17 protein-coding genes are annotated in these 24,400 nt (G+C 68.2%); 8 read left to right on the top strand and 9 right to left on the bottom strand.

From position 1 onward, the window contains the following. Positions 1–73: 73 nt before the first annotated feature. The 7 genes from drmC to AC07A6_RS01265 all read right to left on the bottom strand — a co-directional run bounded on the left by drmC (position 74) and on the right by AC07A6_RS01265 (position 15,605). Entirely contained in the window at positions 74–811 is a 738-nt protein-coding gene (gene drmC, locus AC07A6_RS01295; RefSeq protein ID WP_478775581.1) for a DISARM system phospholipase D-like protein DrmC, read from the bottom strand. Continuing rightward, entirely contained in the window at positions 804–2,831 is a 2,028-nt protein-coding gene (gene drmB / locus AC07A6_RS01290) for a DrmB family protein (protein WP_389125795.1), read from the bottom strand. Before drmB ends, drmC begins: the two co-directional genes overlap by 8 nt. Further along, positions 2,828–6,577 (bottom strand): DISARM system helicase DrmA, encoded by a 3,750-nt coding sequence (gene drmA, locus AC07A6_RS01285; RefSeq protein ID WP_478775580.1) that lies wholly within the window; start codon positions 6,575–6,577, stop codon positions 2,828–2,830. The genes drmB and drmA overlap by 4 nt, the downstream gene beginning before the upstream one ends. Continuing rightward, on the bottom strand, positions 6,574–10,593 hold the full coding sequence (locus tag AC07A6_RS01280; protein WP_478775579.1) for an Eco57I restriction-modification methylase domain-containing protein: 4,020 nt from the start codon (positions 10,591–10,593) through the stop codon (positions 6,574–6,576). The genes drmA and AC07A6_RS01280 overlap by 4 nt, the downstream gene beginning before the upstream one ends. Beyond that, a complete protein-coding gene (drmD, locus tag AC07A6_RS01275; RefSeq protein ID WP_478775578.1) occupies positions 10,590–13,889 on the bottom strand; it encodes a DISARM system SNF2-like helicase DrmD in 3,300 nt (1,099 codons plus the stop codon). The genes AC07A6_RS01280 and drmD overlap by 4 nt, the downstream gene beginning before the upstream one ends. A gap of 79 nt (positions 13,890–13,968) precedes the next feature. After that, positions 13,969–14,772: a class I SAM-dependent methyltransferase gene (locus tag AC07A6_RS01270; RefSeq protein ID WP_478775577.1), complete on the bottom strand. Its 804-nt coding sequence runs from the start codon at positions 14,770–14,772 to the stop codon at positions 13,969–13,971. 287 nt (positions 14,773–15,059) lie between these two features. Beyond that, a complete protein-coding gene (locus tag AC07A6_RS01265; protein ID WP_478775576.1) occupies positions 15,060–15,605 on the bottom strand; it encodes a flavoprotein in 546 nt (181 codons plus the stop codon). Positions 15,606–15,723: 118 nt separating this feature from the next. Here AC07A6_RS01265 and AC07A6_RS01260 point away from each other — a divergent pair, with 118 nt between their 5' ends. Further along, on the top strand, positions 15,724–16,908 hold the full coding sequence (locus tag AC07A6_RS01260) for a helix-turn-helix domain-containing protein (RefSeq protein WP_478775575.1): 1,185 nt from the start codon (positions 15,724–15,726) through the stop codon (positions 16,906–16,908). A 462-nt stretch (positions 16,909–17,370) separates the two neighbouring features. On the opposite strand, the gene AC07A6_RS01255 is transcribed toward AC07A6_RS01260, so the two are convergent. Together AC07A6_RS01255 and AC07A6_RS01250 are read right to left on the bottom strand one after the other, a co-directional pair. Beyond that, positions 17,371–17,859 (bottom strand): SAM-dependent methyltransferase, encoded by a 489-nt coding sequence (locus tag AC07A6_RS01255; RefSeq protein ID WP_478775574.1) that lies wholly within the window; start codon positions 17,857–17,859, stop codon positions 17,371–17,373. Between the two features lie 72 nt (positions 17,860–17,931). Beyond that, positions 17,932–19,332 (bottom strand): Tat pathway signal protein, encoded by a 1,401-nt coding sequence (locus tag AC07A6_RS01250; protein ID WP_478775573.1) that lies wholly within the window; start codon positions 19,330–19,332, stop codon positions 17,932–17,934. A 208-nt stretch (positions 19,333–19,540) separates the two neighbouring features. Here AC07A6_RS01250 and AC07A6_RS01245 point away from each other — a divergent pair, with 208 nt between their 5' ends. The 7 genes from AC07A6_RS01245 (at position 19,541) to AC07A6_RS01215 (ending at position 24,287) form a co-directional block, all read left to right on the top strand. Next, complete coding sequence (locus tag AC07A6_RS01245; RefSeq protein WP_478775572.1) at positions 19,541–20,980, top strand: SAM-dependent methyltransferase; 1,440 nt, start codon at positions 19,541–19,543, stop codon at positions 20,978–20,980. Continuing rightward, positions 20,977–21,567, top strand: coding sequence for a hypothetical protein (locus tag AC07A6_RS01240; protein WP_478775571.1), 591 nt, complete (start codon positions 20,977–20,979; stop codon positions 21,565–21,567). Before AC07A6_RS01245 ends, AC07A6_RS01240 begins: the two co-directional genes overlap by 4 nt. Next, positions 21,564–21,893 carry a hypothetical protein gene (locus tag AC07A6_RS01235; RefSeq protein WP_478775570.1) on the top strand — a complete coding sequence of 110 codons (330 nt, stop codon included), beginning with the start codon at positions 21,564–21,566 and terminating at the stop codon, positions 21,891–21,893. Before AC07A6_RS01240 ends, AC07A6_RS01235 begins: the two co-directional genes overlap by 4 nt. A 171-nt stretch (positions 21,894–22,064) precedes the next feature. Further along, a complete protein-coding gene (locus AC07A6_RS01230) occupies positions 22,065–22,532 on the top strand; it encodes a hypothetical protein (protein ID WP_478775569.1) in 468 nt (155 codons plus the stop codon). A gap of 35 nt (positions 22,533–22,567) precedes the next feature. Continuing rightward, entirely contained in the window at positions 22,568–23,014 is a 447-nt protein-coding gene (locus AC07A6_RS01225; protein WP_478775568.1) for a GntR family transcriptional regulator, read from the top strand. Further along, positions 23,014–23,922: an SAM-dependent methyltransferase gene (locus AC07A6_RS01220; RefSeq protein WP_478775567.1), complete on the top strand. Its 909-nt coding sequence runs from the start codon at positions 23,014–23,016 to the stop codon at positions 23,920–23,922. The genes AC07A6_RS01225 and AC07A6_RS01220 overlap by 1 nt, the downstream gene beginning before the upstream one ends. Before the next feature lie 215 nt (positions 23,923–24,137). Further along, entirely contained in the window at positions 24,138–24,287 is a 150-nt protein-coding gene (locus tag AC07A6_RS01215; RefSeq protein ID WP_400749782.1) for an FxLD family lanthipeptide, read from the top strand. Positions 24,288–24,400 lie beyond the last annotated feature (113 nt).

The raw sequence follows: 24,400 nt of genomic DNA, 5'->3' as shown, positions 1-24,400 counted from the left end.
GCTCTGCGGCTCACGAGCAGCGCGCTGGCCAGAGTCGTCACGATCCCTGAAGTCATGTCCTGATCAATCGGACCTATTCGGCCGATGCCTGCTCGTACAGGGTTCCTTCCGCTTCGCTCATCTCGCGCTCGACGGTTTCTGTGAGGTGGGGGTTGTCGATGAGGACGCCGAACTCGACGTTGTTGTTCTCGGCGCTCCAGGAGAAGTTCGCACTGGTCACCAGGAGGAGGTGGTGATCGATGGCGAGGAACTTGGCGTGATTTCGGACGTGTGTCCCATCGAACGTCCTCGTCCGCCACACCTCCGCCGGCCTCAAGTGCTTTGCGACCTCGGCGGTGCTCGGCGCCCGGAAACCGCTGCCGTCTGCGGCGTTGGTGTCGAGGTAGACGCGTACAGCGACGTCGGCGCGTTGTGCGGCGTCGCGTAGGGCGGTCCACAGGCCAGAAGTGCGCTGAAAGTTGAAGGTGGAGCAGGTCACCGTGTGGCGCGCGTTGTCGACGAGGTAGGGCACGGACGTGGTGAGCGGTCCGCTCCGGGCCAGGTGGCCGGGCATCGTCCACAGCGGGGTGAGCGTGGTGGGCAGTGTCCGGGCGCCTTCCACGGCGCGCAGGACCGAAAGGTACTGGGCCGATGCCCCAGGTCCGCTGGCGATCGCCTCCAGGTGCTTCCTGGCCTGTACGCGGTGGCCAGCAGCGACCGCCTTGAGTGCGGCAGTGAGGGTGTCGCCGTCGGCGAGTCGGTCAGCTACCCCTTTGGCCTCACTTTGGGTGAGGAGTTGACCCAGGCGGCGGGCGGCCTGGGCGTCACTCATGGGTGGAGAAGTACCCGAGATTGCTGCCGGGCAGGTTGATCAGAAAGCGGCGGTCGAGGAAGCGGTTGGCTCGCTCGCAGGAGGTTTCCGAAGCCATGACGCAGCAGTGGCAGGCAGCGCCGTGGAGGAAGTCTTCCGGGTCGTGCGGGGTCCGCATGGAGCAGACGGGGTCGGATGAGCAGCGCTGTGCCTTGCGGAGGGCGTCGTCGACAACTCGCTGGAATCGGGCGGGCTCACTGAGCTGGACGAGACCTCCCAGGGTGCCGTCGCTGTCCGAGGCGGTGGTGCAGATGAGCAGTCCGGCGGCCGGGTCGCGGTTCTCGGTTGCAGGCCAGGCGTATAGGCGTTCGCTGAGGCTCGCGGCGGAGTAGCCGCAGGACAGGGCAAGCTCGCGAATCAGGATGTGGGCGAAGGTGTGGACTAGCCAGTAGCGCGGGGGCTTGAGCCGGCTGTCGGGGTTGATCTTTTCGGCGGTCTCGGAGAAGCGCCGCTGGAAGTTCCTGCGGTGCGCTTCAACGTGGGCTTGCCATACCTCAGACTCCAGGATGCGCTTCTCCCAGGCGGCGACGGAGTCTTCGTCGAGCTGGAGGAAGATACCCTCGCCGCGGTCCTCAGTCGCCACGGTCCAGGTGGGGCGTGGGGTGCGGGTGAGCGGTGCCAGGCGGCGCGGCAGGTCGCCGACGCGGTCCATGTCGTCGATCCGGGTGAACCCGACCAGCGCATTGACCTTGCGGAGTTTCTCCACGGCCAGGACGCGGGTGATCTCGGGCCGAAGCGTGTCCCCGCGTTCCCGGGCGGCCAGGGTGAGCCCACTCTTGGGGTCTTCGTTGCGCGCTCCGAGTATGGGCAGCAGCAAGTGGCGCCACTCAGGCGCGAGCAGGTCGACCGGGTCCCAGTCCCGGAGCTTCTCTTCCTGCTCTTCCGGTGTGGCCTGGGGGGCACAGGCGGCTTCGACGGCCGCGGCAAGTTCGTGGTCCGTCAGGCCGGTGACATCGACTCGGTCTTCCAGCAGGTCCCGCAGAATGTCGAGGTGCTGGCGGTACTTGTCGAGCTTGTCGCCAAGGGTGGTGCGGATCCGGTCGGCCAGGTCGCTTTCCTTCTCCTGCTGGGACTCCGGCATGACGATGATCGACTGGGTGGCGGGGAACCACAGGTTGGAGGCGCCCACGAGCATCAGGCGGGTCTTGTGGCGGCAGCCGCGGTGGTCGAAGGCGTCCAGATGCGGGTGGCGTCCCCGGCAGTCCGGCAGCTTCACCTTGCCCGCCTCGCCCTGGGCCTCATTCATCGGCCGCTGCGTCTGACAGGACTCACAGCGGATGACCGCGGAAGCACCCTTGCCAGCGGTGCGGTCGATCATCTTGAGTACCGGGAGCTCGGCGTTGCTGCACGGTTGGCCGTGGTGCACCCACAGGGCGTACGGGAACTCGTCCAGGTGTCCGTCGACGCAGGCCAGCAAGTAGCGGGCGGGCACCGCGGGGCGGCGCATCGCCTTGCGGCTGCGGCTGCCTGAGCGGCCGGTGCACTTGGTGTGCTCGAAGGTGGCTAGATCTGTGCGGAACGGGTGGGTGTTCTTGTAGTCGAACTGGGAGAGCATCCCTAGCAGGTCACAGCCGGTGCACCGCAGCCACTGGGGGAAGACGCGGGCCGGCACGCCAAGGTCATTGCCCTCGGCGGAGCGGACGTACTTCTTCGGCTGCCACGGGTGCGGTCGCAGCTCGACATCGTTCGAGCCCATCATCATCCGCACCACGTTCTTCAGCCGCGGCGCGTGAATGCTCGGCGGAGCCGCATCACGACGGCGCCAGATACGGTCCCAGTCATCCAGGCCGGTGGACATGATCGTGAACTGCGGAAGGTCCATGATCGAGCCGGGACCATAGGTGTACAGCAGAGAGGAGGGGCGGGCGGAGCCGACCTTGGCGCGGTTGTGCTTGGCCTGCTTCTCGGCCTCTTCTTCCAGGTCACCGAGCGGGTCGACGGCCCGGGCCGCGTCGTAGACGAAGCGCTGCTGGTCACTCACGAGTTCTCCTCCGGCATCACCCACTGGGGCGCGGTCACTGGTGCGATGTACACGAGTCGTTCCTTGATCGGGCTGACCAGGAGGTTGATCTCGGGCTGTACCTCGCGCATCGAGTTGGCCACGATGAACGGCGGCGCGTCCCTGGTTTCGATGCCGGACTTGGCATTCTCCGCGCTCATCATGAGCGCGTCGTGCCGCGTGTCGTCGATGACCTTTTCGTAGACCAGTGACTTGCGCTGCTCGACGAGGTACTTGCGGCGCTTGCTCCACTGATCCAGCCGGTTCTCCAACTGGTGTCGGGCCCGCTCGGCCGCGTCCTCATCTCCGGCCCTGGCCACCCGACGCACCAGTGCATCAATGAGATCGGCGGCGAAGTGCCGTTCGCTCTCGATCCGGTCGGCTCCGTCCTCCGAAGAGAGCCCCTGGGTGCGTGCGGCCTGGAGTACGCGGGCAGCGCTGACCAGGACGCCATCGAGCCCCCGCTCGAGCGAGGTGACCGAGAATGGGGTGACGGAAAGCGCCTCGACCTGGGCGTAGAACGTCTCGTGGTAGTGCCGGAACTGCTCAAAGTGGGCAAGGTCGCGGGGCCTGGCCCAGTTGCCGAGCGCAACGACCAGGCCGGGCCGGGCCGCGTCACGGCCGACCCGGGAGGACGCCTGAATGTACTCGGCAGTGTTCTTCGGCTGCCCGACGACCAGCATCAGCCCGAGCCGGGTGACGTCCACACCGACCTGGAGCATCGACGTCGCCAGCACCACGTCGTACGGATTCACCTCTCGGTCGGCTACACGCGCCTTTGTCTCGCGCAAGGTGCGCAGGTTCCGCTTGCCGGCGGTCGAGTCGTAGCCGGGGTCGAAGGCCACCGACATCTCGTCGAGCGTGGAGGTGATCTGGGCGCCGGAGACGCGGGAAGTCAGCTCGGCAACGTTCAGTACACCGAAGTCGCTACCGGTGCGCCGGGGCAGTCGCGACCACGGGCGGCCCTTGGCCAAAGCTGTCTGGATGTCGTCGCCCATGTAGCGGGCCATGCCCGCCAGCTCCCGGGTCGCGCTGAAGTAGCCGACCAGCGTCATATACGGGTCGGCAGCCTTGCCAGCGCGGTCCAGCAGCAGCTGGCCGCCCGCCATGAGGACCTCGGCCACACGGATCTCCGCCGTGGTCAGGCGCACCCCGGTGGTGCTGATCCCGACATAGCGGCGTCCCGGTGCTTTCTCGGAGACCTCAATCTCCTTGGAGAAGAAGGTGTTGCCGGCATCCAGTACCTGGGGCGGGAAGATCGTCACGTCCCGCCCGTACAGGGCTTGTACCTGGTCCGCCGCGTTGCGGGCGGTCGCCGTGGAGGCCACCAGCAGCGGACGTACCCGACGCCCGTCACCTGTGCGCCAGTCCGTCATCACATCGATGGCAACCTCGAACAAACCGACCGTCGTACCGAGCGCACCCGTTATCAGGTGCAGCTCGTCCTGGATGATCAGGTCCGGGGGCCGCAGCCGTGCCGCGGGGTGGACGGCAGCGGCCGGCAGGCCGTCCTTCTTCGGGTGCTTGCTGCCGTCCTTGATCGCGCACTGCGGGTAGTCGGGGTGCACGAAGTCGTGCCGCTCGCAGCGCCGCGATACGTGTCCGAACAGCGACGCCGCCTCACCTTCACGTGCGAGGCGGGCAAACTTGTCCACCGTGGCGATCACGAAGGCGGGGGCGAGGCGGTAGATCTCTTCATCGACCGTCAGGACCGGCAGTCCCTCGGCCACGTCGCCGCCGTCGGCAAAGGGGCACTCGGCCAGCTCGTCGCCGCAGTACACGTACACCCGGCGCAGGGCGTTGTCCGCCCGCACGTCCCGGGCCTCGATGCGGGTGCCACACCACGGGCAGCGCTGGATCTGCAGCACCGTCAGCCGGTAGCCGTGCCCTTGGTTGGCCTTCTCCAGCTGCTTCGCTGCTTCGTCGTACCGCTTGGGGCTGACATCGGTACCGACCCACAGCCCGATCCGGAACGGCTCATCTCCCCACGTCGCGGGATCTTCCATCCGTGCCCGTTCCGCCGCGCACATAAGTGTCGTGGCACGCTGGAACTGCTGCGCGGTGAGTAGCCTCAGGGTGTACCGCATGAGCACAGCCACGCCCGAGCGGCCGTCCAGCGGCCCGTCGAAGGCATCCACCACGCCCTGGCGCCGACGGATCGCGAAGGTGTACGCGGCCAGACCCAGGTACGCCTCCGTCTTGCCACCACCGGTCGGGAAGAACAGCAGCTGCGCCTTCGCGAGGTCCCCGGACCGCTTCTCCGCGGCAGGGTCGGACAGCAGCGGCAGCTGCATCAGGATGAAGGCGAGCTGGAAAGTACGCCATGAGTGCGCGCGGTTCCCCTCGCCCTCCCGCTCCCCGTCCTTGAGGACGGCATCGCGGGCCTCGTCGAGGCTCTCCCGGTCGTGCTCGGGCTGGTTCGCGCGCCGCTGGGCCACCTGGGACTGGATGCGCTGGTCGGCCATCACCTGGTTCATGAACCTAAAGCACCGCAACGCCTCGGCGTCGGCCAGGAGGAAGTCCAGCCCCGCCGCCAGCTGTTGCTGGACACGACGCGCCTCGGCCACCGCCTCAAGGCCCTCAGGGCGCAGATGCTCGGGCAGCTCGCTCCCCCGCCGTTCCTCTCCATCAAGCCAGCCTGCGTAGGCTTCGATGATGGGTTCCAGGCCGGCACGCAGCTGATCGGGGGTGGCCTGCTCCAGCTCGCGCATGTCGAGCATGGCCGAGCGGATCTCCTCGGCCGCCGTCTGCGGCGTCTCGCAGACCGGCAGCCATGTCGTCCACACTTCGCTGGCCCGACGTTCGTCCTTGGCGACTTCCCAGTCCACCGAGCAGGTCCGGCCGACCGCGAACTCCAGCCGGTTCCGGTACTGCAGCCGCAAGCGGCGAAGTTCGTCGTCCGGCTCCTCACGCGTGTCCAGCAGCACGTCGTATACCGGCAGAAACACGGCCGCCCCGTCGGGCGCCGCTACAGACAGCCTGGTCTGGTAGAGCCACGCCTCCACCGGGATCTTCCGGGGGGTCTCCTGGTCATTGCACAGCGCGATCTCGATCAGCCTGCAGTCGCGGTCGGCGTCGTCGTAGCGGTCCACCCGCAGCAAAACCTTGTCCTTCAGCACGAGCGTCGTCGTGCAAGAAGGGGGGAGGTCGGCAACCGTGACGGTAGTAGTGAACTCATGCGGCGTGCGCTGATACCGGCGAATGAGCGAGGCCGACTCGCCGCCCTCGCCCTGCTTCTCCTTCACCGGCTCGTAGCTGCCCCACGACGCCGTCACAGTGAACGCGTCCAAGTCATTGGGAATCTGGCAGCGCAGCCCCATCGACGCCGGGATCATCAGCCCGCGCTTCTGCGGCTGGTCGTCGACCTCGTCCTCCTCCGAGGACGTACTGCTCTCGTCGACGGCGGTCAGAGGCACACCTCGGCCCTCGGCCGCATCAACAGCGTCACCGACGTCACTCGCGGCCTCATCGGAATCCGACTGAGTGGGGTCGTCCTTGCCAGCCGTGAGGCGGACCGGGGCGATACGACCGATCAGATACGCCGAGTCGGGAACGCCGTCAATGACTTCCGTGGGACCGCCCGCCGGGCCGAGAAGTTCGCGCTCCAGGATGTCGACGAGGTTCTCGCGCACTGTCCAGGACCGCTCATCCGGATCGAAGGCCAGACGGTACGCCTGATCCTGCCGGGCAGCGGGCTGCTGCGGCTGTGCTGCAGATCCAGTCGTCACTCGTCGCCCTCTTCCTCTTCGCTAACCTCCGGCAGTGTCACATCACCCTGAGCGGCGGCGCGACGATGATTCTCCTCCAGGAGCCGATCCAAGATCTCCACACGGGCAGCTGGGCTCACCGTCCAGCGCTCCATCTGCCGGTACGTGTGGAAGCCGTGGTCCAGGTCAACATCGCCCCAACCGTATGCAGCCATGACAGCCTGGTCCAGCTCAACATGAATCTGGCGAAGACGGGCGACGTCTGCATCGGCAGAGTCGGCGACATCGGGATCATTGACCCGGTTGTAGAGCTTTGTCAGGCCGAGACCGCGGCGGAGCATCATGTCCCGACGCTCATCATCAAGCACCTTACCCATTTCCATCAGCCGTTCATTCGGTTCAGGAAGCGGGAAGGTTTCGAAGACAGTGGATGGCGTGTAAGTCGGATCAACCCGCATCGTGGTGCCGTACTTGATCGTCCACATTTGATGCAAACTACTCGACAAGACCGCTTGATCTGCGAAAGAGTCTCTTGCGAACACAACTAGCTTCTCGTGAAAGACCCTCTTGGTTGGCACACGAACCGGCATGACAGTCTTGCTGACTCGGGCGATGACCAGAACCTCTTCCAGCCCTGCGATCGCCTCCCGCATCGCCGGAGCCAGTTCAGCAAACTGCCACCATCGCTCCCGCCGAGGCTTCCGCTTGTTCTTCGCCCTCTCGGGCTTCACCATCTCCAAGACTCGCCGGAACGGCAGCTCGTATTCTTCGGCCGCTGCTTCTGACCTTGCATTGAAGTCGATCACCCAGCGCGAAGCCGAAGTGTCCGGGCGCGAGTTAAGGTCCTCGCCATTCAGATAGGGGAACAACACGTCCTCGTTACGTGGATCGGATTCAATCCACTCGGCGGCCGTTTCGGACTCAAGCACGAAGCCCATGCCGAGAACAATGCAGCCCTGGAACGCGATCCTGGTGTTCTTCGCGAGTCGCACCGGGTCGCCATGGACACGCCCACCCGGTTCCAGCAACGTCGAGATCCGTTCTGTCTCGACGTCGTCTGCCCACCTGGGTACCCCGGGACTCACGTCACTGCGGGTCCCCCACACGGCTGCGTACTCCAAGTTTGCGCTGGCTGCCGGCCAAGACCGACTCTGGATCGCCCGGTTGATCGTGAATCCCTGGGCGGCCAGTTGATCCAGACCCACCTGCCGGGTATCGCCCTGGGCGACCGTGTTAGTCGCGATTAGGCCGAGCCCGCCGCGCTGTGAGAGCAGCTCGTAGGCGCGCAGGAAGAAGTACGCCACGAGGTCGGCGCTACCCTTCCGACCGTCGGCGAGGGTGTGGACGAACCAGTCACGGACGTTGGTGCCCATCGTCCCAGTGAGCTTCTGCCCTCCCAGGAACGGCGGGTTGCCAATGATCGCGTCGAAGCCTCCGTGCGCCATGACGTCCGGAACGGCAAGGATCCAGTGCAGGGGCTTCCAACGCGCATAGTCCGTGGTCACCGTCGGGGTGAGCCCTGCTTCCAAGATGCCGTCGAACATCGCCCGATTCGGTTCCCCATCCCCGGCGGGGTGGGCGAGGTCGACAGCGATGCGCAGGTTTTCGTACGCCTCACGCAACTTCTTGCCCGGCTTGCCGCCCAACTGAAGCCCAGCGGCGATCACACTGTCGGCGACCTCAGAGAGCTGGGCGACGAGCGTTTGGTAGGAGCGCCATTGGCGTCGCTTGGTGGCGGCAGTGCGTTGTGGGTCGTTGTCGTCGACCTCAGTGGCGAGCTGACGGCGCAGGCGAGCGGCTTTACTCAGGGTGCCGTCGATATCTAGATCGAGGATGCTGATCTGACTGCCGGCTGCCGCAGGATCGATGTGTAGTTCGCGCAGCTGGCGCGCGTCGGTCAAACCGATAAGTGCGTTGCCGTGGAGGACCTTGTCGTCGACGAAAGAGAACGGAAGCTTGGGGTCGAGGGAGACCAGCCACAGGGACAGCTTGCACATCTCCACGGCCATGCCGTTGATGTCCGCGCCGTACAGGCAGGTGGCTACCACGGTCCTTATGGCGTGGACGGTGAGCTCGTGCGGCGTGCGCCCGTAAGCGACGCCTTCGCGTTGCCATGCGTCCACGAGCCGGTCTGCGAGGAAGCGGGCGGCGGCGACGAGGAACGCGCCGGAGCCGCAGGCGATGTCGGCGATCTTGAGGTCGAGGATGTCGTCGGAGGAAACCGGGCGCCAGGCATCTTGGTCAGCGGTCTGATGGGGGCCAGGCGAATAGACGAGCGGTTCGAGGGCGTGACGTACGACTTCCTCTGCGAGCGAGCGGGGCGTGTAGTGGGCGCCGGCTGAGGCCCGCGAGGGGGTTTCCACGAGCAGGACGCCGCCGGGTTCGACGACGAGTGGCCGGCTGCGCAGGTCACGGCGGATGATCCCGATGAAGGGACGCAGCCGTTCGCGCAGGCTCGCGTCGTCGGTGAGGTCGCGCAGGGCGTTGTCGGCGTCGTCGAGTGTGTCCCTGGCCTGCAGGGCTTTGGCGAGGGCGGCCTTGGTGGGGGGCTTGGCGGCCGGCTGGTTCTGCTTGATCCAGGCGAGGATGCCGTCGACCAGCGCTGCGTCGGTTCGCTTGGTTTCGGCGAGGGTTTCGAGGGTGGCGAGGGGGATCTCGGGTTCGGAGCCAGCGCTGCCGATGAGGCAGACGACGATCTCGTCCGCGCTTTCGCAGGAGTAGCCGAGGAGGCCCTCGTAGATGTAGCCGATCTGTTCGACGTCGATGCCGCGGAAGGAGATTTGGCGGGCCCCGCCTGGCAGCTGGGCGATCTGGACGGCGCGTAGGACTTCGAGCATGACCCGGTCGCTGACCGTGATGGCGAGGGAGCCCTGGGAGTTGCGTGCGGTGAGGAAGGGATAGCGGGTGGAGTCGAAGAGGGAGCCCCCGTACTCAGGCAGGCGCAGGTCTTCGAAGGTAGCGCCGCGGTAGAGGGCCTGGGAGGTGGCCAGGAGGCGGTGCCAGGTGAGGGAGGTGGCGTCAATGGCTTGGTCGCCTTCCTCCTTCTGCCGGGCGTCGAGCTGGTCGAGTTCGTCGCTGACGCCGTAGCCCATGGCGAACAACTGGTTCTCGGGGAGCAGGCCGCGCTCCTCGGCGAAGAGGAGGAAGACAACGCGCATCATGACGGTGACGGCGGCTTCGTAGACCTGGCCGCGCTCTGCCGGCAGCGGGTCGGGCTCTCGTCCTCGCACCGCCTTAAGGCCGCCTTCGGACAGTGCCTGGACGATGAGTTCAACGGCACGGCGGACCTGAGTGCCCAGCGCCTCGGTGATCTTCTCGGCGGCGGTGACCGACTCGGCGAACAGCTCGGTGAGCCGGTCCTGGGCCTTGCCCCCGACGAGGCGCTTGCGCTGGAGGAGTTCGACGAAGGCGTTGCGGGCCTGGGGCTCCTCGATCCAGGTCTGGGAGTCCACGATGCCGGAGGCGACCATGGTCTGCGGGCGGGCGCTGACGATCGCCCACCAACGGCCGTCGGTGACCACGCCGATGGTGGCACCGGAGGTCCGCAGGAGTTCCTCCATGCGGTCGATTGGGCTGGCGGACCAGCCATCGGTGAGGGGGTCGCGCAGGGAGTCGACGGGGTCGACGAGCAGGACGAGCGCGCCGATGTCCTCGCCGTGGAGTAGGGCCCCGTTGGCGCGGACGGTGACGGCGTGGTCGGGTGAGCGGACTTCGGCGGTACTCGGGGCGGGGACGGCGTAGGCGGTGCCCCAGCGCAGGCCCTGGCGCAGGACTAGGTCCACCCAGGTGTCGCGGGCCTCCCGGTACAGGTCGAGGGCGGTTCCGTCGTCCGGGTGGGTGTCCCAGTGCTCCCATGCCTTCTCGAAGGCGGGTTTGGCGTCCTTGATGAAGGCGAGCGCGCGGGCGTCGGGCTGGGGGATGCCCTGGGGCCAAGCTCGCTCGAGGGCAGGGACGGCGAGGAAGGGGCCGTCAGTGTCGACCAGGGCGAGCCAGGCGCGGTGGAGGTCAGCGATGGTCGGGGCGTGCTTCCTGCTCATGCCTGAACCGCTCCGTTCTTCGCGTCTTCGGGGGTCAGGGCGAACACGACGGCGGCGGCCGATACGTAGGGCCGGATGTCGCTGTAGCGTTCCCGGATCGCGGCGATCTCGCGCGCTTCCTCATCGCCCAGGCTCTCAAGGCGGTCGATCATGTTCTGCAGGTCGCGACGGCGCTGCTTCTGCTGGTCGTCGGTGAACAGAAACTGCTCCTTCTGATCCCGGATCTCCTGGTCGAGCCGGTCACGGGAATCGCTCAGGTTGATCCGGAACGCGCCGAAGATCTCGTGGGCGCGGGCGATGTCGGTTTCCTGGCGCCGCTTGAGTTCTTCGGTGACCTTGTCCTGCCGGCTCTCGCTCTTGCGCTTCATCGCGTTGAGCAGCCGGGTACGTAGCCGGGCGTCGTCCGCGTTCCACAGGGCCGCGAGGTGGGTGCGGACCTGCTCGTCGGCCAGGACGAGGTCATGCGAGTCGAGGGTCTCGTCGAGGACCTGCTCTACCTTGGACTCGGCAAGTGCCTGGCCTCGCAGGCGGATACCGGTGAGGAAGACCTCTTCGTGCAGGCGCAGGCCACCACGGCCGACAAGCACGAGCCGGGATACCGCGGCGACGCAGGACTCGGGCAGGCCCGGTGTGACAACGGCGGTGACCCGGTTGACGGGCGCGTCCACGCTGAACAGCGCGCCGCGGAGGGTACGTGTGGCGCGTTGCATGAGGGCGTGGCCCAGGTGGATGTGCACGAGGTCCGTGCGATTCGCCGCGGCCTTGTCATCGAAGGTGACGGAGCGCAGGACGCCCGGCTGGAGACGGGTGTCGAGGCCGCGCAGGGCTGGCTGCCAGGAACGGCCGAGGTTCGGGATCTCGAACACCTGAGCATCGGTGTCCGCGTCGCCGATCTCCGCCAAAGGCGGCTGGGCGTCCAGGGTCAGCGCGGTGTCCACGACGCGGCGTGCGTTCCCTGGCGTGAGGTGCATGACCTCCTTGCGCTGTTCGTAGGTCGCGGTCAGCTCGGTGAGCTGCCGGTTCAGCTCGATTCCGCCAGCCAGCGCCTCGGTCACGGCCTCATCCCCGCCGTCCGGCGCCGCCGGCCGCAGCTTGCGCACGCTCCCCGTCGGGCTGAAGTGCTCCTGGACCTCGGCGTCGATGACCTGGTTGACCTTCCCCAGGTCCTGGGTCGCTGTACCGACCTTCCTGGCGATGATCCCCATGAACTCCATGTCCGCCGCATACGTGGAAGAGGAGGCCACGGGCTTGAAGTGGAAGATCTCCGGATTCTCCGTCTGTCCGTAGCGGTCGATCCGGCCGATGCGCTGCTCTAGGCGGGACGGGTTGAACGGGATGTCGAAGTTCACCAGCCGGTGGCAGTGCGTCTGGAGGTCGATACCCTCCCCCGCGGAGTCCGTGGCGAGCAGCACCCGCACCGGATGCTTGTCCGGGCTCTCGGTGAACCGTGCACGGATCAGCTCGCGCTGCTCGATCGGGGTCGCCCCCTGGATCGTCTCCAGCACGTCCTTGTAGCCGCGCTGTCGGAGCACGCCAGCGATCCAGTCGAGCGTCGCGGCGTACTCGGTGAACACCACGACGCGCTCGTTCGTCCAGTGCCGGCCGTCCGACGTCCGACAGTGCCCGTCGAGGAAGGACACCAGAGCCTCCAGCCGGGAGTCCGGCTTGTGCTCGTAGCTTGAGCCCCATGCGACCAGCGAGGCGGCCTCGCTGCTGATGGCGTCGGTCAGAGGGTCCGTTCCCTTGCTGTGCCGCAGCGCGGTGAACTCGGGATGCTCAGCCTCGCCCTCTTCCTCATCGGACTGTCCGCTTCCGATGACCTCGGCGTAGTACTCGTCCTCGTCCAGTTCCAGCTGTCGGTCGTCGACCGCAGCCGCTTCATAGAGCTCCATGGTGCGGGCGAACGACCACGGGCTGGACAGGAAGCGCTTCTTGAGCAGCATCGCGACGATGTCGCCGCCCTTGCCCTTGCCTTTCGCTCGGGCGGCCTCCGTCAGCATCCGCGCAAGCCGGTCGAACTGCTCCTGCTCGTCCCCGGTGGGCGTGAACGGGATCGTTCGCAGCTTGCGAGGCTTGAATCCTTTGTCGGGGAGTTCGCTCTTCAGCCGGCGGACGCGCACCTCGCGCAGGGCGCGCTGGTCGATGCTCGCGCCGCGGGTGAACCGACGGCTGTCGATCATCTCCAGGAGCGCGGTGAACGACTCCGAGTAGCCGTTGTGAGGGGTCGCGCTGAGGAACAGCCGGTGCTCACAGACTTCCGCCAGCGCCTTCGTCGCCGTCGTACGGTGGCTGTCCACCGCGTACCCGCGCTGTCCGGGCGCCGTCGTCGGACTTGACGGAGCCACGTGGTGGGCCTCGTCGACCACCAGTACGTCGAAGGCGAAGCGCCGGGCGCTGGAGGTCTTGCGCACATCGGCCAGGACATCGCGCAGAAGGCGCTGGGCCCGCAGCGACGGCAGCCACGACATGCTGACGATCACGCGAGGGAAGAGGCGGAATGGGTTGGCGTTCAGCCCGTGGCTGCGCCGGACCTTCGCCATCAGCTCGCTGTTGACGATCACGAAGTCCAGGCCGAACTTCTCCCGCATCTCGTCTTGCCATTTCAGCGACAGGCTCGGCGGGCAGACGATGACCACGGTCCGTGCCCGGTGGCGCAAGAGCAGTTCCTGCACGACCAGGCCGGCCTCGATGGTCTTGCCCAGGCCCACGTCGTCGGCGAGCAGCAGGTTCGTACGGGAGGACTGCAGAGCACGACGCAGCGGCTCGAGCTGGTACGCCTCTACGTTCGCACCGCTACGGAAGGGGGCTTGATAGGAGTTCGCGTCAGCCGACGTCACCGCGCCCCAGCGCACAGCGTCCACGAAAGCGGCCAGTGTGTTCGGGTCATCGAACGCGTCCGGCCGCACCGCCTCCGGCAGGCCCTGGTCCGGCTGCAGCGTGTGCCCGACCTCCAGCTCCCACACGACGGTCAGCTCCTGGCCGAGCCGGTCCTCATCCAGCGACTGTAGGCTCACGACGTGGGCGAGCCCAGGGGCTCCCTCGTCAGCGGGGCTCCGCGGCAGGCCCTGTCGGCGGACGTCCGAAACAGCCCACGTGGAGCCCCGGACCTTCACCACCTGTCCGGGTTCAGGAACCCGCGGCAGTGCCGCAGTCCGCTCGGTACCGCCCTCTGCGTCCTGCGGATACTCCGTAGCGGTCGCCACCTGACGAGACTCCTTCATCGACGCACACCAGAACCAGCTGTCGTGATCACCCTGCGGGCCGCGTCCCGCGACAAGATCGCCAACAGAGATCACTGACGCATCAGTATCGCCGATGAGAGGCACGCGCCGCCCGGACTCACCAAGATCGCGCCACCTCCGGTTCGGAACAGCCTCAGGCCCTGCCCACCGCCAGAATGTGGGCTGAGGCGTCAGTGAAGACGCCCTGCTCATCCGCCAGGCGGGCCGTCGCAATCGCATCCGCGACTAGCGCTCCCGCGGCTTCCTGGCCCGAGCAGCGCCCTGCCGCAACGACGTAGGCCCACCCGGGGCCCTCGATTCCATGCACGCGCACCCCGCGCAGGCCAGCCTCGACTGCCTCCTGCGAGAGCTCGGCTGCGGTGTGGAAGTGCACCACCGTGAACCCCCTGCTGCCGTCGTACGAGCCGGTACGCACCACCTCGGTGACCTCCCCCGCCAGAAGTTCTGGGGTCAGGCCGGCGCTCACGGTGTAGTCCTGCATCAGGGAGTACCGGGAGATCCCCGCGGCCGCCACCAGTCCTCCCGGCTTCGCGACGCGCCGGGCCTCGGAGAGCGACCTGATCCTGTCCCCACGATCCGCCAAGTGGTACAGCGGCCCCAAGAGCAGGACTGCGTCGAAGCTGTTTGTGGGGAGGGTCAGTTCGCGGGCATCCCCGAGCTCGACCGAGCACCCTGGCGCGTTCTCACGGGCCTGTTCGACGTGCTTCGGAACCGGGTCCACGAGCAGCACCTCGTAGCCGTCCTCCACAAGCCACCGAGCATGGGTGCCCGGGCCTCCGCCCAAGTCCAAAACGCGGGCGGGCGGCAGTGGAAGGTACTGGCGTAACAGCTCCTGAGTCCGCTCGAGCTCCAAGCGGCCTGTTGCGGTGGAATGCAGCCGAGACGCCTCGTCGTACTCTGCGTAGAAGTCTGCGATCCGTGCGTCGATAGTCGTCATGCACGGGGACGGTAGGCCCGGCCGGGGCAGCCTGTCATCCATATATCTGCTGGCAGAGACGACTCACGGCTGGTGCCTTGCCCAGGACGGACGGCAGGGCGAATATCGTGGACTAGGCCCCTGCCCGCGGCCCCGACTCCGTTGAGCGCTGCCCTACAGAGGGCCCTCGCCCACACGGCCTGGTCCGCCCGGGCATCGGCATCGGTTACATGATGTGGTCCTGCCAGCCAGAGATGGGTGGCAATGGACGACCACCCAGGGCAGGCCCTCCCGCATCCTGGCGTCGGCTAGGCCGTGTGCAGGACGTCCGCAACAGCCTCCAGAGCGGCGTGCCAGGGATAGGTTGCCGGGTTGCCCTGGCCGGGCTCGTTCGGCACGAACCCGCCCTCGCCGTAGACCACGCGCACTCCGGCGCCCCGCAGTGTCTCGATCGACTGCTCCCACTGGGGGTGTGCGACGTAGGCGCGGTTCACACAGGGCATCATCGCGATCGGGATCCTCTTGCCGATGCCTTCGGCCACGACGCCGACGAGCCACTTGTCCGTGATCCCGAGGGCCCACGCATTCACGGTGTTGAACGTGGCCGGGGCGACCACGATCGCGTCCGGCTTCGGCCAGATGTCCGGCTGGCCCGGCGCCCGGTAGTCCCAGCGCACCGGGTGCCCGGTGAGCACGGCCAGGCCGTCCAAGGACTCGTTGAGCCAACGCGCCGCCGTCGGGGTGAGCCCGAGGCACACGTCCCAGCCCGCGGCCTGCGCATCCTCGATAACCCGGGCCACGTCGAAGGCTGGCGGGGCCGCGCTGCTGAACAGGTACAGGGTCCGAGTGCTCATGGCCCTATCCGATCACAGGGCTTCGCCCCCCACCCAGGGGAGTCGGAGGCGAAGCCCTCTCACGCGGCACTGGGCGCGAGTAGCGTTCCAGATGACGAGTCAGGAACGGAGTACCAGTATGCCGAGATTGGACGACGACCACACTGGAAAGCGCATCAGGGAGCAGCGAAAGCTAGCGAGGCTGACGCAACGCGAACTCGCCGCGCGGATCCCGTACTCGTACAGCTGGCTCACCCAGGTCGAGTGCGGCGCGAGACCGGCCTCTGTCGACTTCACCGCGGCCGTAGCCCGAGCACTAAGAATCGACGTCACTGTGCTGACTGGACAGCCCTACGTGACCCAGCTACAGGAGGACCGGCTTGCCGAACTCATCCGCCCGATCCGGGAATCCCTCGACCTGTACGACCTCGGTGACGACCCCGACGTCGTCACCCGCCCCGCCAGCGAGCTCGTCACCGCCACCGAGGAGCTCTGCGCGCACGTCCGAGCCACCCACCTCCACGCTGCCGCCGCAGCCCTCCCAGACGTCATCACGGAGCTGACCGCCCTGTGCTGGCGGGCTCCTACGACGGAGCTGTGGCAGGGCCTCGGCTCCGCCTACCGCACCGCCCACGACGTAACCGTGAAACTCGGGTACTTCGACCTCGCGAGCGTTGCCCTTGACCGCCTCGGCTGGGCCTCGGAACGAGCGTCCGATCCATCTCTCGCCGCCGTGCGGCAGTACTTCCGGGGACTGGTGTACTTCCGCGAAGGGGAGTACACCATCGGGCTGCGCCTGATCCGCTCCGGCCACGGCCTCCTGGACCCGGCGGACGAGTCCCGCGAAGCGCTTACCGTTGCCGGCCAGCTCCACCTCGGGGGATCGGTGCTCGCCGCACGGGCAGACGACGGCAGCACAGCCGCTAGCCACATCGAGCGAGCCCGGGAGTACGCCAGCCGTGTAGGGGACGCCTCCACGGTGCACTGGCTCAACTTCTCGCCGGCGAACGTGGACCTGCACGAGATGAGTGTCGCCATGGAGATGAGGCAGTACGACGAGGCGATGCGGCAGGCGAAGCTGATCAAGCTGCCGTCCTCGATGGCGACGAGCCGACGTGCGCACTTCTTCATCGACCGGGCGCGCGTCGAGATGGAACTCGGCAGGACAGAGGCCTCGCTGAAGTCGCTGTGGGCCGCGCGGAGGGCGGCGCCGGAGCAGACCCGTTACCACCCCGGTGCCCGAGAGACTGTTCGCGGACTCGTTCACCTTTCCCGCCGAGCCCCCGAATCCCTCGGCAACATGGCGGCCTGGGTCGGCATGTAGATCCACCCCAGAAACTCTCTCCGAAGTGAAAGAGTTTCCGGACTTCCCCCTCGCCACGATGGTCCCGACAATCTTCAACGACGAAGTCGGGGGCGCTTCATGGCGAGCCACGACGGCGTGAGGGCTTGCGCCTACGGACCCGGGCTCGATGAGCAGGCGGACGGCGACGGCAGCACGATCAGAGCCTCCCTGGACACCAGGTCATCTGCGACCGCCACGCGTCCTGCTAGTACGCCCTTACCCCAGCGAGCGCCAAGAGCCGAAGGGACCACCCGGGCACCGCATACGTCGGACAGGAGCCTAGCTTCGTCGTCCCGCGCCCGGGCATGCCTGAAACTTCGGCGAGCGACCGAACTGGTCCGTCGCAATGCACTCCGCCGCCACGCTGTTTTCGTCAGAGTAAGCCCCCATTGGTTGCCAACAGACCAGGCGTACCCCTTCCAGCAATCCCGACGTCAGGTCCTACTCAGGTCGTTTGTCGGCGGGGTCCCAGTAGTTCTCCAGCATCACTGCTGGCCAGGCCGGGGCGGTAACGGGGCCGCGGGGCCCCATCTGCTCGAAGTAGGGGCCGAGGTCGTAGATCGGGGTTCCGTTCACAGCGTCGAGGTCGCTGACGTGCAGGTCCCTACCGTCGACTTTGAGCAGCCGGGGAAACGATGTCGCCATGCGGTTGGGGCGCCTGTGGTTTCGGTGCACGAAGGTGCCGGTGGGCTCCCAGTCCGGGTTGTTGCGGGGGCTGCGAGCTCCGAGGTGGAGGTCGGCGTCGGAGCCCAGGTGGAAGTGCCAGGTGACGATCAGGTGGGAAAACTCTTCGAGGCCTTGCAGGGTGTCCAGCGGGAAGTCCGGGCGGAGGCGGATGATCGATTCGACTCCGCCCTGGTAGTCGTCGGCCGGCTTCTGATGGCCGCCGACGACATGGGCGATGGCCTCCAGCGTGATCGTGTCGTGCACGCGTTCCTCCCCTGCGACTACCGGCCCGGCCTGGACGCTGCTCCGGCACGGCCCAATGCTGTGATGGCGCGGTCAGCGTACCCGGCTGATCACCGTGCGGGCGCGGTCGTCCAGTTGGGCCAGTGCCGTACCTCCGCGGCCGCGGTAGGGAGACAGAGAGCGGCGCATCTGGACGACGGTGTCCAGGGCCCGGCCGGACTGGACTCCCTGCATGGTGTCCAGGGCCTCGGACCAGGTGGCGCAGGCCGCGTCGACGGCTCCTCGCTGTATCTGCACGGCACCCAAGAGGCCGAGGGTGACCGCGTGGGTGCGGGCGAAGGGCTGGGCTCGGCGGGTGCGGACGCTTCGCTGGAACTCGCGCTCGGCTCCTCGGAGGTCTCCGAAGACCTGCAGGGTGCGGGCTGTTTCGTGGGCAAGGGATGCCTCGGAGAAAAAGAAGACCCGGGCTGGCTCGTCGTCTCCGCTCTCGGCGTGGCGCAGGTCGTCCTCGGCGCGCAGCAGGGCGGCGATGGCCTGCTGCTTGTGGCCGGCAGCCGCCAGGCTGCGGGCGTGAACGACTCCGAGGAGGGCGCGTTCGCGCGGGCTCGCGTCCGTGTAGCGGCGGTGGGCGACGGAGGTCTCGGCCAGTCGGAGGGCCTGGGCAGGGTGGCCAAGGTCCAGGGTCTGGTGCGCTTGGGCGCGGAGGATGTGTCCGGCCAGTGGGGCGTCGTCGGCTTCAGCGGACAGCCGAAGGGCTACGTCGAGCCACTTCTGGGCAAGGGCGTGCTCGGAGGAGTCGAAGCTCGTCCAGCCTGCCAAGTAGGCCAGCTCGCCGGCGGCCGAGAACATCTCCTGCCGCGTGTGCTGGTCGGGGAATCGGCCGCCGAGGTAGCCGGCGACGTCGGTACGAAGGTAGGCCACAAGGGCGGATCTGCCGTCGCCGCCGCCGCGGCGCTGTTCGCGCTGGGAGAGCAGTTGTGTCATTTCCCGTACGGCGGCCACGTCGTCTGGGCCGACATGCCACCTGGCCGACGGCTTCCGTGTCCGAGCTGCAGTGACGGTGTCCTGCCACCAGCGGTCGGACGGCAGGAACATCCCCGCGAGGGAGAAGGCGGCGCCCTTGAGGGTGCGGCGGCGCTCCAGGTCCAAGTCGGTCCCCCCGAGATCGACAAGTTGTGCGATTGGGTCGCCGTCCCGTGGGGCCGAACCTGCCTGCTCGTCGGGGTCCTTGAGCCCGATGTCGGCAGCCGTGACGACCCGGTGGATCCCTCGGCTGTTCAGCCCTCGCGACAGCGCTTCGCACAAGATACGGGTCGCCGGCGGCGCCGGGTGCGATCCGCGGACCCACTGGTTGACGTGCGAGGCCGACACCGCGTTCAGTTCCTCGGCACCGACCTCGGTTGCCACGCGCTGCAAATGCCGGGCGGTGGTGGCCTGCGACCAGCCCAGTTGGTGCAGCACGCCCTCCAGCAAGGTGTTGCGCTCACGCGGCACCGGAAGCTCCCGTCCACGAAACGATCTTTACGCGCTTTACGCGGTACCGCGCCCTCCACGGGATACCCACGCCGGGTGAATCGCGGTTCGCTGAGCGTAACGGTAGCCCCAAGGGCCACGTTCCTGGCCGCAGTTCGGCCATCGGCTTCATCCACCAGAACGCTCCGCAGGAGCGTCCACGACTGCGTACGAGGAATGAGGTGAAGCGATGAACTCCCACCAGATCACGCGCGGCGACTTGCTCGAGGCATTGGCCTCCCCCACCGCCCTCTCGGCCTGTCTGGCGCTGCCCAGCCGCCCTGAATCCGTAAGGACTGCAAGGGACTTCGTCGCGGACCAGCTGGCCCGGTGGGGCCGTCCGGACCTGGAGGGCTCCGCCACGCTGGTCTGCAGTGAGCTGGTCACCAATGCCGTTACGCACGCCACGCCCAACTCCTCAGCGAGCGGATGCATGGTCGCTCTCACCCTGATCCCCGGGGAAGCGTTGATCACCCAGGTCGCGGATCCCGATCCTTCGCCGCCGGTTCCGAGGGTCACCCTCTCCGGCGCCCTGGCGGAGGACGGCCGCGGCCTGTCCATCGTCACGCAGTTGTCCGCCTACTGGAGTGCCTCCCCCAGACCCGACGGGAAGGGGAAGGTCGTCAGCGCCTACCTGCTGACGAACCACGACACCACCGGACCGAGCGAGACCGTGGCCGCGGGGCCCGTCCTGCCGGACCGCACACCTTCGGCCGGCCTGCCTGCACAGACCCCCTCGGTACCCACGCCCGCATCGGAGTGCGAGCCCGAGTTACCGAAGCTCGACCTGTCCACACCGTCCGTGGCGCGGGTGTGCGACTTCATCACCGGCGGCACGGACAACTACTCGGCCGACCGCGCTCTGGGCCGACCCCTGCTCACGGCAGCTCCGTGGCTGGACCGGGCCGCGGCCGCTGCCCGAAACCACGGCCAGGAGACCGTCGCGCGCCTCGCGGCACAGGGAATCACCCAGTTCCTTGACCTGGGCTGCGGACTGCCGCAGCGCCACGGCCGCAACACGCATGACGCGGCACAGCGCCACCGATCGGAGTCCATCGTCGTCTACGTCGACCGAGACCCGATGGTTCAGGCTCACGTCCGAACCTGGCTCGCGGAGACCCCCCGAGAGCTGGACCTGCACGCCGACGTCACCCGGACTGCTCACCTGCTCGACCAGCCGGCCATCGCGCGTCTGGACCATGCACGACCGATCGCCGTGCTGCTGCACGAGGTCCTCCCCTGGATCAGCGACGGGAAGGCCAGGCACCTGCTGGAGGCCCTGCGGAACTGGCTGCCTGCCGGGAGCGTGCTGTCCGTCGTCCACGCGGCCGCGGACAGCCACCCTGAATCCACCCCCGCTCTCGCCGGGCTCTACCGGAAGGCGGGCATCCTCTACCGGCCCCGGAGCCTGAAGCAGTTGCTCGCCCTGGTCCGGGGCTGGCACGTGGAGGCCCCTGGCATCAGCGCTGTTCCTCTGGGAGGGCTCCACGCCGTGGACGGCCGAGCACCGCTGTACGGCTCGTACGCCTTCGTCGCTCGCGGGCCGCATCTGTCGGCGACCCGGAGTGGCCAGGGCGCCGCAGTGCGGGAAGCGGCCGCAGGTGGCGCGGGCCTGGAGGTGACACGATGACCGCCGCCCCCTACTGCGTGCGGCCCCTGGCGCCCGACGACTTTCCACAGGCGAGCCGCTTGCTGGCCCGGCGGTGGTCACGCGAGGCCGACTGCGGGCGGCCCGTCGACCGTGAGCGGGACTACGCCCTGATCCTGCCACTGCGCACAGGGGGTCACCTGAAGCTGGACGGTCTGTTCGAGGACGAGCGACTCGTGGCGATGTGGGAGCTGGACCCCACATCTCCGGGCCCCGGTTGGAGCACCTCCGAGCGGCGGGAGCGCAGCGTCTGTCTGTTCCTGCTTTACACCGACCCAGCCCACCGCCACGCGGGACGCCTGGTCTCGCTCTGGCTCGCCGACCACTTCGCCCGAAACCCTCGGCCACCGGTATGGCTGCGCTGCAGCATCCCCGATGACCGGCTCGCGGCTCACATCACGGGGACCTGGGGCTGGCAGAAGGTCCGCCAGGAAGGCGGCCGTCACCTGCTCCAGCTCCCGCCTCAGCTCAAGCTGCATCTCGACCTGTTGATTGCCGGACAGCCTGCCTGCGCGGCTCCCGGCGGCAGCATTCGCCCGCCCGCACTCGCCAGGACCGATCGCTCGTGACATTGCCCGACTATGAAGATGACGCCTACTGGACCGGCCTCGAGGACAACGAGTCGGAACCGGCACACGACCCCTTGTTCACACGGACGGTACGCAATGCGCCGCCGGGTGACGTATGGGGAGCCTCCCCTCGGGAGATCCGGGTCGGCGACTGGCTGGTCGTCGACGGCTCAGCGTATGAGATCACCAACATGTTCTCCCCGGGCTACGACAGCTCCGTGAAGCGCGTGATCCTGCGCGGCCACGCCCCGCAGGTGGTCAAGACCCGGCACGAGATTGTGCGCCCGTACGAGGCCTCGCACCGCGCCACGCGCCGCCCCTGGTAGCAGGCGGGCTCCCGCCCGGCGCTGACACCCGACATCCCTATCCCTGTCCAAGGAGTTTCCGTGGGTCCGTCGCTTCCGATCCCCACACCGCAGGCCTGCTTACCCTCTCCGCCTTCATGTCCGGGCACGGCGCCCGCCGGTGTCCGCGGCACGCCGCCTGAGGCGGAGCAGGTGACCTGGCGTCTCCTGCGCGCCCTCGCGGTATCCCGGCACGAGGACATCACCAGCGAGGACAGCGACCTCTGGGAGACCCTCAACCACGTCCTCGACGATGCCGTGGGCGCGTGCGACATCCGTCCGCTGACCGCCAGCCTGGCTGTGGACCTCGGCTCGCTGACGGACCGGGCCTCCCGACACATTCAAACCGGGCTCACTGAACAGACACGGTCGCGGGCATGCGTCCTCCTGCGCGAGGTCCGCGACCGGCTGCGCCTCAACACCCAGGACATCGGCCTCCTGCGCCGGCTGGCGTGGATGACGGAGGAGGTCGCGAACGAGGTCCTGGACCAGGCTCCGTCCGGCGCGACTTCAACGCCGGCCGCAGCGCGTGCCTGCACGTATTCCCCCGTGCCGACGGGGTGGGCCGGGCAGCAGTCCAGAGGGCCTGCCCCCGCCACGTATCCGGCGGCCTCGGCATGACCGCCGGCGCCTCCGCTGCCATGAGGCCTGAGAGCATGCAGATCCTGGACCGGGCCTGCGTCATCGTGCACCGGCACATCACCACCGCGTACCCGCCGGGTGCCTCCCTCCCGAGCACCAAGCAGCTGGCCCTGGCCTTGGCGCTGCCGCAGAAGCACGTGCACCAGGGGCTGCTGCGGCTGGACAGCCTGGGCGAGATCGCGCTGCACACCGGCAGCCTGCCGGTCAGGCTGCGCACGCGGGAACCGCACCCCCGCGACCGCGCCCTTCACGGTGCCGTCCGCGACCGGATCCGCGCCGGCCACTACCAGCCGGGGCAGGCTCTGCCTACCGGGCTGCTGGGCGAAGAGTTCGGACTGCTCCCGCACCACGTGCAGCGCGCGCTGCGGTTTCTCACGTCCGAGGGAACCCTCCGCTTCGACGAACGCGGAGCCCACGGTCCGGGCCACTACGTCCCGGTGGCCTTCGCGGAGGCCGTCTAGTGAAGCCCACAGAATCCGCGTGCTTCCCGGACGCCACGCTGCTTCCCGCGGAAGCCCGCGAGTGGCTGAGCCGGCCGAGCGCTGCCCGTGTCGCGACGGTGTGGCAGGACGGTGGCCGCAACGCCTACCCCGCCGACTTGGAGGTGGCGCAGCGGCTGCTGGAGGTGTTTCCGCGACAGGCGGATGCCGCGGCCATCAACCGTGAACACGGACAGCTGACGGCGCGGGAGCTGGTCGACCGGGGCATCGCGCAGTTCCTTGATCTCGGATGCGGATATCCGCTGTTCGGGCACATCAGCGAGCCCGCGCTGCGGACGGAGCTCGACGAGATCGTGCACGAGGCGAATCCCCTCGCCAGGATGGTGCACGTTGACCTCGACCGCGGGGCGGTCGCGCATAGCCGGGCCATGCGTACGGCCGGCGCTGGATCACACGGTCCGGTGGTGCTGAGCGGGGACATCCTCGACACGGCCCACCTCCTGGACGCCGTCCAGGACCTCGGGCACCTGTCGCTGAACCATCCCGTCGGCGTGTTCGTCCACGACGTGCTGCCCTGGGCGGCCGACGACCGGCAGGTCCTGGCGGCCATGGCCCGCCTTCGGCGGTGGCTTCCGGCGGGCAGCGTGCTGTCCATCACGCACTCCAGCCCGGAGCTGGCGGGAGGGTGGCTGGCCGGGGCCGAACGGGTCCTGCGGCAAGCAGGCATCCCCCACCGGCCACGGCCGCGTTCCTTGATCGCCGACCTGTTCGGTGACTGGCCCGACCTCGACGGCGGCCCGCTGCGGCTGCTACCGACCGCACACCACCACGACGAGCACAGCCGCCGGTGTGCACCGCCGGCCACGTCCGCCGCGTACGCCGGCATCGCCGTCAAGCCGCTGTCAGTCGCCACGTGGGCACCGTGGTGACCCGGCGCGTACCGCCGCAGACTCCAGCAGCTCCAGAGGCTGGCCCCCGTCCCGACGTGGTCGGGACGCGGACGGCCCACGACTTCCCGCTCCGGCCCCGTCGGAGAGGGATGGCCAGGAACCATGCGGCGAGCCGCACGGCCTTGGCCAGCACCACAAGGATCACACCCGAACCAGCAAGAGGAGTTGAAGTGGCCAGCAATCCCAACCCGGGCATGACCCAGGCCCAGCCCAAAACCACGGCTGAGGGCGCGTTCAACCTGGACGTCGAACTGGTCGAGGTCGGCGACCCCGGCGCTCTGAAGACCCTGACCGACGACGGCTGCGGGTCGACCTGCGGCGCCTGCACCACCGGCGTCCACTGACCCAGCCGCTCCACCCCTGGCCGGGGGGGGGGGGGGGGGGGGGGGGGGGGGGGGGGGGGGGGGGGGGGGGGGGAGGAGGGGGAGGGGGGGGGGGGGGGGGGGGGGGGGGGGAC

This window comes from Streptomyces sp. NPDC044002 (genome assembly GCF_056434525.1).
This window is presented reverse-complemented; position numbering and strand designations above follow the sequence as displayed.